The sequence below is a fragment of the Streptomyces phaeochromogenes genome, assembly GCF_001418655.1.
GTDB lineage: Bacteria > Actinomycetota > Actinomycetes > Streptomycetales > Streptomycetaceae > Streptomyces > Streptomyces phaeochromogenes.
On sequence record NZ_LIQZ01000495.1, the window covers coordinates 1 to 11520 of the forward strand.

Consider the following 11520-nt stretch of genomic DNA (forward strand, 5'->3'; position numbering starts at 1 on the left):
CTGGGGGCGCAGCCCCCAGGGGGCGGGAATGGGTAAGGGCGGCGGGGGCGAACTCTCCCGACGCCCAGCCACCCGCAGCGGTACCCTGACCAGGCCACATCACCCGCACGACCCCGCCCCCGAAGGGACCCGACATGCCGCTCGAAGCCGGCCTCCTGGAGATCCTCGCCTGCCCGGCGTGCCACGCCCCCCTCAAGGAGCAGGAAACCGAGCTGATCTGCACCGGCCAGGACTGCGGCCTGGCCTACCCCGTCCGGGACGACATCCCGGTCCTCCTCGTGGACGAGGCCCGCCGCCCCGCGTAAGGCCGCACAAGGCCCAGCACACAGGGCTCGCCGCCAAGGCGACCCGCAAGGCCGAGCCCCAAGGAAGAACCGGCGACCGGAGGCTGCCGCCCATGCTCGACGAATCGCTGCTCGACGCCCCCGAGGCCCTCGCGGAGGCAGACCGCCGCGGCCTGCTCCGCGGCGCCGCCGAAGCGGGCGCCAGAGTCCGCACGGCGGCCCGGCACGCGGCCGAGGCGGGCATCCCCGAGCTCAAGCCGGACGGCCGCCCGCGCGCCGTCCTGATCGCGGGCCCGGGCGCCGCCGCGATCAGCGCCGCGGACCTGCTCGGCACCCTCGCCGGGGCGGGCTGCCCCGTCATCCGCCTGACCCCCACCGGCGTGGCCCCGGCCGCCGGCGCACTCCGCTGGGAGCTGCCCGGCTGGGCGGGCCCCGTCGACCTGATCCTGATCGCCACCCCGGACGGCAGCGAGCCCGGCCTCTCGCTCCTGGTCGAGCAGGCCTACCGCCGCGGCTGCACGGTCGCCGCCGTGGCCCCGGCCCGCTCCCCGCTCACAGACGCGGTGGACGGCGCCCACGGCCTCTTCGTACAGATGGCGACCGCCCCGTACGAGCCGGGGGCGCCCTCCGCCGCGTCCGCCCCCGGCGTGCTCTGGGCGCTGCTCACACCGCTGCTCGCGCTCCTGGACCGCACCGGGCTGGTCACCGCGCCGCCCGAGGCCCTGCAGAAGGTCGCCGACCGGCTCGACCAGATCGCGGAGCGCTGCGGCCCGGCCATCGCGACGTACAGCAACCCCGCCAAGACCCTCGCGGCCGAGCTGGCCGAGGCGCTCCCGGTGATCTGGACCGAGGGCACGTCCGCGGGCCCGGCAGGCCGCCGTTTCGTCGGTGCGCTGGCCGAGCTGGCGGGCCGCCCCGCGCTCGCCGCCGAGCTGCCCGAAGCGCTCGACGCGCACAGCGTGCTGCTTTCGGGCGCGCTGGCCGCCGGCGCGGACCCGGACGACTTCTTCCGCGACCGCGTCGAAGAGGCACAGGTCATGCACGCGCGCGTGGTCCTCCTCCGCGACCGCCCGACCGGCGGCCTCAGCGCCGCCCCCGCCGCCCGTGAACTGGCCCTCAGCCACGACACACCGATCAGCGAACTCGAACCGGAGGACGGCGGCGACCTGGAGACCCTCGCCGAGCTGATCGCCATCACGGATTTCGCCGCCGTTTACCTGGCGCTCGCCTCCGGGGCCTGACCTTGACCCACGCCTGGTGACCAGCGCCCGCTGAGCAGCGTACGTACGGAGAAGAAACAGAGCATGGACCGCCTCGACAACACGATCCGCCCCTACGCCTGGGGCTCCACCACGGCCATCCCGCGCCTCCTGGGCGTCGAGCCGACCGGCGAGCCGCAGGCCGAGATGTGGATGGGCGCCCACCCCGGCGCGCCTTCGCGCACCCTCCGCGGCCCGCTCACCGAGGTGATCGACGAGGCTCCCGAGAAGGAGCTCGGCCGGGAGGCCGTCGCCAAGTTCGGCCCGCGCCTCCCGTTCCTCCTCAAGCTCCTCGCCGCAGGCGCCCCCCTCTCCCTCCAGGTGCACCCCGACCTCGCCCAGGCCAAGGTGGGGTACGAGGACGAGGAGCGCCGGGGCGTCCCGATCGACGCCCCGCACCGCAACTACAAGGACGCCAACCACAAGCCCGAACTCATCTGCGCGCTCACCGAGTTCGACGGCCTGTGCGGATTCCGGACCCCGGCGGAGGCCGCCGACCTGCTCGCGGCCCTCGACGTCGACTCCCTCAAGCCGTACGTCGACCTGCTGCACGCCCACCCCGAAGAGGCGGCGCTGCGCGAGATGTTGACGGCCGTGCTCTCCGCGGACCGTGAGCAGATGGCCGCCACGGTCACCGAGGCCGCCGCGGCCTGCGCCCGCCTCGGCGGCGCCCACGCCCCGTACGCCGACCTCGCCCACCACTACCCGGGCGACCCGGGCGTCATCGCCGCGATGCTGCTCAACCACGTCCGACTGCAGCCCGGCGAGGCTCTGTTCCTCGGCGCCGGCGTGCCGCACGCGTATCTGAACGGCCTCGGCGTCGAGATCATGGCCAACTCCGACAACGTCCTGCGCTGCGGCCTCACCCCCAAGCACGTCGACGTCCCCGAACTCCTGCGGATCGTCCGCTTCGAGGCGAGCGACCCGGGCGTCCTGCGCCCCGAGGCCTCCCCCGACGGCGAGGAGGTCTACGAAACTCCCATCGACGAGTTCCGCCTCTCCCGCTACGCCCTCGTGGCGGGCGCCCCCGTCCACGACCTCACCCTCGACACCCCGCAGATCCTGCTGTGCACCGCGGGCTCCGTACAGGCGGGCGAGCACGCCCTCGGCCCCGGCCGGTCCGTCTTCGTACCGGCGGGCGAAAAGGCGGAAGTCTCCGGCGACGGCACGGTCTTCCGGGCCACCGTCATCGCCTGAGCCCTGCGACCCTGCCTGAGTCCTGACGACTCTGCCTGAGTCCTGGCGCGACCCTCGCCATGGCCTGAAACGGTCACTGTGGCGACCGGGCGCACCGATGTCGGTCCGGGCTGCAACAATGGCCCACCGCAAAGGGCGGGCAAAGCCCGGGACGGCAGCCGAGCGGGCAGACGGCCGGCCGAGATGGCAGACGAAGGGACATCGGGAACACATGAGCGCGTCAGGCGGCACCAAAGCGATCGTGGCGGCACTCGCCGCGAACCTCGCGATCGCGGTAGCGAAGTTCGTGGCGTTCCTCTTCAGTGGTTCGTCGTCGATGCTCGCCGAATCCGTGCACTCGCTCGCCGACTCGGGGAACCAGGGCCTGCTGCTCCTCGGCGGCAAGAAGGCCCAGCGCGAGGCGACCCCGCAACACCCCTTCGGCTACGGCCGCGAGCGGTACATCTACGCCTTCCTCGTCTCGATCGTCCTCTTCTCGGTCGGCGGCATGTTCGCGATCTACGAGGGCTACGAGAAGATCAAGCACCCGCACGAGATCACCCACTGGTACTGGCCGGTGGGCGTGCTCGTCTTCGCGATCATCGCCGAGACCTTCTCCTTCCGGACCGCCATCAAGGAGTCCAACACGATCCGGGGCAAGCAGTCCTGGAAGGAGTTCGTGCGCCACGCCAAGGCCCCCGAGCTTCCGGTCGTGCTCCTTGAGGACCTCGGCGCGCTCGTCGGTCTGGTCCTCGCGCTCATCGGCGTGGGCCTGGCCCTGGGCACGGGCGACGGCGTCTGGGACGGCATCGGCACCCTCTGCATCGGCATCCTGCTGATCGCCATCGCGATCGTCCTGGCCGCCGAGACCAAGTCGCTGCTCCTGGGCGAGGCCGCCGGCGTCGAGGACGTCAGGAAGATCGAGGCCGCCATCGTCGACGGCGACACGGTCCCCGCCATCATCCACATGCGTACGCTCCACCTCGGCCCCGAGGAACTGCTCGTCGCCGCCAAGATCGCCGTCCGGCACGACGAGACGGCCACCGAGGTCGCCGCCGCCATCGACGCCGCCGAGTCCCGCATCCGCGAGGCCGTCCCGATCGCCCGCGTCATCTACCTCGAACCCGACATCTACAGCGAGACCGAGGCCGCGAAGGGCGCGGACGCCGAGGCGGCCCCGGGCGGCCCGACGCCCACCGCCGAGCACTGACTTGCCGTACGGGGGAGGGGTCGCCCTCTTCCTCGTACGTCTTCTTCGTACGCCTCACTCGTACGAGACCGGGCCCGCCGAGCGATTCGGCGGGCCCGGTCTCGTACAAGCCGCCCCAACGGCCCCAACCTCCAGGCCGTGAGCGTCAGTCCGCGTCTGCGCGCGCTGCTACCCGGATCTCGCGCAGCACGTCGAGAGCCGCCGCCTCGTCGGGAGCCGTCATCAGCCGCTCCCGGAACCCGGTGTCCATCAACTTCCGGGACAGCAGCGCCAGGATCCGCAGATGCTCGTCCCCGGCGGCTGCCTCGGGCACGGAGATCATGAAGACGAGCTTCGCCTTCGTACCGTCGAGCGAACCCCACTCGACACCCTCCGCCGACCGGGCGAACCCGACGACGGGCGCCGTCACGGCATCGGTCTTGGCATGCGGGATGGCGATCTCCTCGCCGAGCCCGGTCGTGCCCTGCTCCTCGCGCCGCAGCGCCGCCGCGACCAACTCCTCGACGTCCGTGACCTTCCCAGTGGCGGCCAGCAGCCCGGCCATCTCCCGGATCGCAGCCTCCTTGTCACCGGAATCGAGCCGGACCTTGACGGTCTGGGCGGTGAGATACCCGGAGAGGACCTCGTCGTCCGAGGCACCGGCGGATGCGCCCGCGGACGAGTCGGCGGATCGGTCCGCGGTCGCGTCGGGGGAGGCGTCGGCCGCGGAACCGGCGGACGCCGGAGCCGAATCCGTCCGCTGGGCGGGAGCGTGCGCGGTGGCCGTCCCGCCGCCGGCGCCGAGGCCGTCACTGCCGGCACCCACGCCCACGCCCACGCCAGCGCCAGCGCTCACGCCCGCGAGGGCGAGTTCCGGCTGCGGCGCGAGCCCGTCGACCATCGACTGCCCCCGCCGCTTGCGCTCACTGACATCGACGAGTGCCACCGTCGTCAGGGCCGTCACCACGGTCCCGATCACCACGGCCACGAAGAACATCGGTACGCCGCTGACGGCGCCCAGCACCGCCACGATCGGCCCGCCGTGCGGCACCGCGTCCTCGACCCCGGCAAGACCCGCGAGCGCTCCGGCCACCGCGCCGCCGAGCATGTTGGCCGGGATGACCTGCGCCGGCCGAGCGGCGGCGAACGGAATGGCGCCCTCGGATATCCCGAACAACCCCATGAACAGCGAGGCGAGACCCGTCTCGCGCTCCTGCTCGGTGTAGAGCCGCTTCCGGATCAGCGTGGCGAGCCCCTGTCCGAGCGGCATCACCGGGATCGCGGCGGCGCACATGCCCATGACCTCCTGGTTGCCGGTCGCGATGAGCCCCGCACCGAACAGGAACGCCGTCTTGTTGACCGGCCCGCCCATGTCGAACGCGATCATCAGCCCCAGGATCGCGCCGAGCAGCACCGCACTGGTCCCGGTCATCCCGCCGAGCCAGTCCGTCAGATGCTCGAAGACCCAGGAGATGGGCTTGCCGATCACGTAGATGAAGAACAGCCCGAGCGCCGTCGTCGCCACGATCGGGATCACGATGATCGGCATGATCGGCCGGACGAACTTCGGAACCTCGACCTTCTTGATCCACAGCACCAGATAGCCGGCGAGGAACCCGGTCACGATCGCCCCGATGAAGCCCGCGCCCGCCTCGGAGTCGTACAGCGAACCGGTGTTGGCGATCCACCCGCCGACCATGCCCGGTACCAGCGCGGGCCGGTCCCCGATCGCGTACGCGATATAGCCGGACAGGATCGGCACCATCAGCTGGAACCCGATGACGCCGATGTTGTTGACGTCCATCCAGAAGGAGTCCTTCGGGATGACCAGGCCACCGGACGGATCGGTGTGCCCGCCGAGCGACAGCGAGATCGCGATCAGCAGCCCGCCGACCACGACGAACGGGATCATGTAACTGACGCCGTTCATCAGCGCCTTGTACCCGACGCTCCGCTCCTTGCCGCCTGCGCCACTGCCGACGGACGAGGACGTACTGGTCCCGCCCCCACCCCCTCCGTGCACGGGCGCGGTCCGCACCTGCTCGATCAGCCGCTCGGGGTGGTGGATTCCCTCGGCGACGCCGACCGTCACCACCCGCTTCCCGGCGAACCGGCTCAGGTCCACATCCTTGTCCGCGGCGATGATGACGCCGTCAGCGGTTCTGACATCGTTGTCAGTGAGTACGTTTTCGGCCCCGATCGAGCCCTGCGTCTCCACCTTGATGTCGACGCCGAGCTGCTCCGCCGCCTGCGCGAGCTTCTCGGCCGCCATGTAGGTGTGGGCAATGCCGGTCGGGCAGGCGGTCACCGCGAGCAGCTTCAACCGCTGCTGCTCGCTGCTGCCGCCGCCCGTGGGGGGAAGGCCGGCCGGACTGGTCACGTCGATCTCCTAACGCCTTTGTTGTGGGGGATCGCGATCCGCGAGCTGGTGCACATGGTCCCGATCCCCGGCATCCTGCAACAGACCCCTGCACAGGTCCAAAAGTTCAAAAGTCCCGGATTGTCCAGGCTTGTCGGCCCCTGATCCCGGCCCGGCGGACCCTCGGACTCCGCTTCTTTCTGTCCGGAGGCTGACTGGGGCCCGCTGAGCCGATCGGTGTAGATTCGTAACCGAGCCAGACGTCGCTGCTGATGGCGGTCGGGCGGCCCCGTACGGGCCGGCCGAGGGAGAGAGGGCCTCCGACGGACTGCGCTGCGCAAGGCACCGGGCATTCGTGTGCCCCGTGGACGCACGTCCTGCCCCGCCGCCGCGCAGACCAGCCCAACCGACCTCGCCCAACCCGAGGAGCAGCTCGTATGACCACTGTCGACAACCGACAGGACTTCAAGGTCGCCGACCTTTCCCTGGCCGACTTCGGTCGCAAGGAGATCACCCTCGCCGAGCACGAGATGCCCGGCCTGATGTCGATCCGCAAGGAGTTCGCCGCCACCCAGCCGCTGGCCGGCGCCCGCATCATGGGCTCGCTGCACATGACCGTGCAGACCGCCGTCCTGATCGAGACCCTGGTCGCCCTGGGCGCCGAGGTCCGCTGGGTGTCCTGCAACATCTTCTCCACCCAGGACCACGCGGCAGCCGCCATCGCCGTCGGCCCGAACGGCACGCCCGACAACCCCCAGGGCATCCCGGTCTTCGCCTGGAAGGGCGAGACGCTGGAGGAGTACTGGTGGTGCACGGAGCAGGCGCTGACCTGGCCGAACACCCCCACCGGCGGCCCGAACATGATCCTGGACGACGGCGGTGACGCCACCATGCTCGTCCACAAGGGCGTCGAGTACGAGAAGGCCGGCAAGGTCCCCTCCCTCGACACCGCCGAGTCCGACGAGCACCGCGTCGTCCTGGGGCTCCTGACCCGGACGATCTCGAACGGCTCGCAGAAGTGGACCCAGGTCGCCTCGGAGATCCGCGGCGTGACCGAGGAGACCACCACCGGCGTCCACCGCCTGTACGAGATGCACCGTGACGGCACCCTCCTGTTCCCGGCGATCAACGTGAACGACGCCGTCACCAAGTCGAAGTTCGACAACAAGTACGGCTGCCGCCACTCCCTGATCGACGGCATCAACCGCGCCACCGACGTCCTCATCGGCGGCAAGACCGCGGTCGTCCTCGGCTACGGCGACGTGGGCAAGGGCTGCGCGGAGTCCCTGCGCGGACAGGGCGCCCGCGTGATCGTCACCGAGATCGACCCGATCTGCGCACTGCAGGCGGCGATGGACGGCTACCAGGTCACGACGCTCGACGAGGTCGTCGACAAGGCCGACATCTTCATCACCACGACCGGCAACAAGGACATCATCATGGCCTCGGACATGGCCAAGATGAAGCACCAGGCGATCGTGGGCAACATCGGCCACTTCGACAACGAGATCGACATGGCCGGCCTCGCGCAGATCCCGGGCATCGTCAAGGACGAGGTCAAGCCGCAGGTCCACACCTGGAAGTTCCCCGACGGCAAGGTCCTCATCGTGCTGTCCGAGGGCCGCCTGCTGAACCTGGGCAACGCGACCGGCCACCCGTCGTTCGTGATGTCCAACTCGTTCGCGGACCAGACCCTGGCCCAGATCGAGCTGTTCACCAAGCCCGAGGAGTACCCGACCGACGTCTACGTGCTGCCCAAGCACCTCGACGAGAAGGTCGCCCGCCTCCACCTCGACGCGCTCGGCGTGAAGCTCACGACGCTCCGCCCGGAGCAGGCGAGCTACATCGGCGTAGAGGTCGAGGGCCCGTACAAGTCGGACCACTACCGCTACTGAGCGGCCGAACCCGGCGCTCAGCCAACGGTTGTCAGCAGGCCCCCGTCGTCACCGGCGGGGGCCTGCCCCCTACGAGGACCCGAGCCACCATGCCCCGCGGCCGATATTCGCTCCATGACCCGCACGACCACACCCCCCTCGCCGAAGAACACTTCCACTGCGCGCCCGGCCCCTCCGGCTGGCGCTACGTCTCCCAACTGACCGCCCCCTCCGGCGACCCTGCCGGTTCCGTCGACCTCGCCCTCGACGACCTCGGCCGCCCCATCCGCCTCGAACTGCACGCCTCGGGCTGGCAGGTCCGCGGCGCCGCCCTCGACGGCGTCACCTGGGTCCGCACCGACCCAACGGGAGCTCACGCCACCGAAGGCAATGTCCGCGCCCACGCCTTCACCGGCACATCCCCCGCTTTCCTCATCGCCACCGCACGCCTGCTGCGCCTCACCCCCGATGCCTCCGCCACGCGTGTACGCCTCGTCGCCTTCACGGACCCGGTCCTCGCCCCGCGCACCCTCGACCAGTCCTGGGCCCTGATCACGAGAGAAACACACGCCACTGACAACGGCCCCCTGACCGTGGAGGAATACCAGGTCACAGCTCTGGACACCGGCGAGCAGCACGCCGTGCACCTGTCGGGCGACGTGATCCTCTCCGCGCCCGGCATCGAGCTGGAGGACCTGGAATCCCCGCCGTCGGTGTTCGCCTGACGAAGGTGGAGGGGGAGCCCGCGAGTTACGCGGGCGGGGCGAAGCCGGTGGCGGGCCGCTCCGCGCCGGCGTCCTGCGGGGCCGGCGCGGGGGCCGGTGTCGGTGTTGGCGTCGGTGCGGGAGCCGAGTAGCCGGCGGGCGGCGAAGCCGGTGGGTACGGATGGGAGGGGTACGCCGATTCCGGCGAAGGCACCATTCCGTACGGCATCACGGGCCCGCTCGTACCTGGCATGCCTGGTGTGGCCGGCGCGCCGGCCATCTGCGCACCCGCGGCAGGACGACCACCAGCGGCCCCACCACTGAACGCCCGCCGGGCCTCCCGAGCCTGCCGCTCCTGCATCACGGCGGCCAGATACGCCGCCGGCGGCACCCCCTGCGGCGCCGGAGCCCCGGTGCGCTCCGCGACATCGGCCGCGAGCCGCTCGGCCATCGCCCAGCCGACCTGCGGATCAAGCTGCTGCATCCGCGTCAGGTACTGGCGGACAGCCAGCCACAGCGCATCCGGAACCCCGGACAGATCAAGGCCGGAGAACCGCCCCGCCAGCCAAGGCGGCGGCGGAGGCACGAAGGACGTACGCCCGGCGGGAATCCGTTCCCGTACGACCAGGGTCCCCGCGAACACATCACCGAGCCGCCGACCTCGCGCGGACACCAGCGAGGCGATGCACGCCACGACCCCGAACGTCATCAGGATCTCGACCACGCCGACGGCCCCACGCACCAGCGCGTGCCGGAACCGGATCGGCCCGCCGTCGTCCCGCACCACCCGCAGCCCGCACGCCAGCTTCCCCAGCGACCGCCCATGACTGAGCGTCTCCACGGCTATCGGCCCACCCACCAGCAGAAGAATGAAGGCGGCGATCGACACTGCCATCTGTGCCGCCTCGTCGAGCGCGGACGTGGACGCCACCAGGGCGATGGTCACCGCGACATAGGCGGCCACCGCCACCGCCAGGTCGAGCACCACGGCCAGCACCCGGCTCGGCAGCTTCGCGGGGCGCAACTCCAGCGCCACCGCCTCGCCCGTCACAAGCTCACTCACGCCCGCCGTCCTTCCCCGAACTGCCCCGAGGACAGCCAGTCTGCCAAGCTGAGGGCACATCGCGCCGCAGTGCGACAAGCTGACCACACGACGAGCAGCCGAGGAGCAGCCAACCCGATGGACCTCGACGTCTTCGTGTCCGCCCACCGAGCCGAATGGGACCGGCTCGACGCACTCCTCGGACGCCAAAGGCGCCTCACCGGCGCGGAGGCCGACGAACTGGTCGCCCTCTACCAGCGCACGGCGACCCACCTCTCCCTGATCCAGTCGAGCGCCCCGGACCCCCAGCTGACCGGCCGCCTCAGTCAACTGGTGGCACGCGCGCGTAGTGCGGTGACAGGCACCCGCCGCGCCTCCTGGCGCGATGTGACCCGCTTCCTCACACACGGTTTCCCCGCCGCGGTCTACCGCTCACGCCACTGGTGGGTCCCCACCGCACTGCTCTCCACGGCCGTCGCCATCGTCCTGGGGTGGTGGATCGGCACCCACCCGGAGGTCCAGTCCTCGATCGCGGCCCCGAGCGACCTGCGGGAACTCACCCGCCCCGGCGGCGAGTACGAGACCTACTACTCAAGCCATCCGGCGACGTCCTTCGCGGCTCAGGTGTGGACGAACAACGCCCAGGCAGCCGCGATGTGCCTGGTACTCGGCGCCTTTCTCTGCCTGCCGGTCGTCTGGATCCTCTTCCAGAACATGCTCAACGTGGGCGTGGGCATCGGCCTGATGTCCTCGGCAGGCCGCCTCGACACCTTCCTCGGCCTGATCCTCCCGCACGGCCTCCTGGAACTGACCGCCGTCTTCGTAGCGGCCGGTACGGGACTGCGCCTCGGGTGGACCGTCATCGACCCGGGCCCCCGCAGCCGCCGATCCGCCCTCGCCGAGGAGGGCCGAGCAGCCCTGGGCATGGCGATAGGCCTGGCCCTGGTCCTCTTCGTCTCGGGCGCCATCGAAGGCTTCGTGACCCCGTCCGGCCTCCCGACCTGGGCCCGCATCGGCATCGGCATAGCCGCCGAGCTGCTGTTCCTCGCGTACGTCTACATCCTGGGCGGTCGTGCGGCGCGGGCCGGCGAGACGGGCGACGTCGAGGAAGCCGAGCGCAGCGCCTCCGTACCGACCGCCGCCTGATGTGCAGGCACGTCGGCTGAGCTGCTAGTCTCCTCTTCGCCCCACAAAAACCGTTGACACGGGACGTGTGGGGAGGTAGATTCGAACAGTTGCCTAGAACTGGACAAGTTCGGTGGCGGCGGTTTAACATCTGTCAGCTTCCTGGAATTCGGTTCCGGTGAAGCACTTCCCGATAAATCAGGAACGAGTGGCCGGTCAGGCCGGTCAAAAACTTCTGATAAAGTCGGACTCGCCGAAAGAAAGCCACTAGGCAATCGAATAGGCAAAGGCCCCCCAACTGGCCACCGGAAATGAATTTCGACCGGAAACGGAACGGAAAACGGATCTGGTAAGGTTGGAAACACCGAAGGGAAGCCCGGAGGAAAGCCCGAGAGGGTGAGTACAAAGGAAGCGTCCGTTCCTTGAGAACTCAACAGCGTGCCAAAAATCAACGCCAGATATGTTGATACCCCGTCCACCGCATTATGTGGTGGGTGGAGGTTCCTTT

9 protein-coding genes are annotated in these 11520 nt (G+C 70.4%); 7 read left to right on the forward strand and 2 right to left on the reverse strand.

Annotated elements, in window-relative coordinates:
* Positions 1-134: 134 nt before the first annotated feature.
* The 4 genes from AOK17_RS49495 (at position 135) to AOK17_RS43820 (ending at position 3929) form a co-directional block, all read left to right on the forward strand.
* Entirely contained in the window at positions 135-305 is a 171-nt protein-coding gene (locus AOK17_RS49495) for a Trm112 family protein (protein ID WP_079053628.1), read from the forward strand.
* A 92-nt stretch (positions 306-397) separates the two neighbouring features.
* Positions 398-1525: an SIS domain-containing protein gene (locus AOK17_RS43810; protein ID WP_055618231.1), complete on the forward strand. Its 1128-nt coding sequence runs from the start codon at positions 398-400 to the stop codon at positions 1523-1525.
* Between the two features lie 63 nt (positions 1526-1588).
* Entirely contained in the window at positions 1589-2740 is a 1152-nt protein-coding gene (gene manA / locus AOK17_RS43815; protein ID WP_055618232.1) for a mannose-6-phosphate isomerase, class I, read from the forward strand.
* A gap of 211 nt (positions 2741-2951) precedes the next feature.
* Positions 2952-3929, forward strand: a complete 978-nt coding sequence (locus AOK17_RS43820) for a cation diffusion facilitator family transporter (RefSeq protein WP_055618233.1) — start codon at positions 2952-2954, stop codon at positions 3927-3929.
* A gap of 145 nt (positions 3930-4074) precedes the next feature.
* Here the strand turns inward: AOK17_RS43820 and AOK17_RS43825 are convergent, their stop codons facing one another.
* Positions 4075-6288, reverse strand: a complete 2214-nt coding sequence (locus AOK17_RS43825; RefSeq protein WP_055618234.1) for a fructose-specific PTS transporter subunit EIIC — start codon at positions 6286-6288, stop codon at positions 4075-4077.
* Positions 6289-6704: 416 nt separating this feature from the next.
* Between AOK17_RS43825 and ahcY the strand changes: the two genes are divergently transcribed.
* Together ahcY and AOK17_RS43835 are read left to right on the forward strand one after the other, a co-directional pair.
* Entirely contained in the window at positions 6705-8162 is a 1458-nt protein-coding gene (gene ahcY, locus AOK17_RS43830; RefSeq protein ID WP_055618235.1) for an adenosylhomocysteinase, read from the forward strand.
* An 89-nt stretch (positions 8163-8251) separates the two neighbouring features.
* Positions 8252-8866: a hypothetical protein gene (locus AOK17_RS43835; protein WP_055618236.1), complete on the forward strand. Its 615-nt coding sequence runs from the start codon at positions 8252-8254 to the stop codon at positions 8864-8866.
* Positions 8867-8891: 25 nt separating this feature from the next.
* Here the strand turns inward: AOK17_RS43835 and AOK17_RS43840 are convergent, their stop codons facing one another.
* Entirely contained in the window at positions 8892-9908 is a 1017-nt protein-coding gene (locus AOK17_RS43840) for an RDD family protein (protein ID WP_055618237.1), read from the reverse strand.
* Positions 9909-10025: 117 nt separating this feature from the next.
* Between AOK17_RS43840 and AOK17_RS43845 the strand changes: the two genes are divergently transcribed.
* Positions 10026-11033 (forward strand): stage II sporulation protein M, encoded by a 1008-nt coding sequence (locus AOK17_RS43845; protein WP_055618238.1) that lies wholly within the window; start codon positions 10026-10028, stop codon positions 11031-11033.
* Positions 11034-11520: the final 487 nt, after the last annotated feature.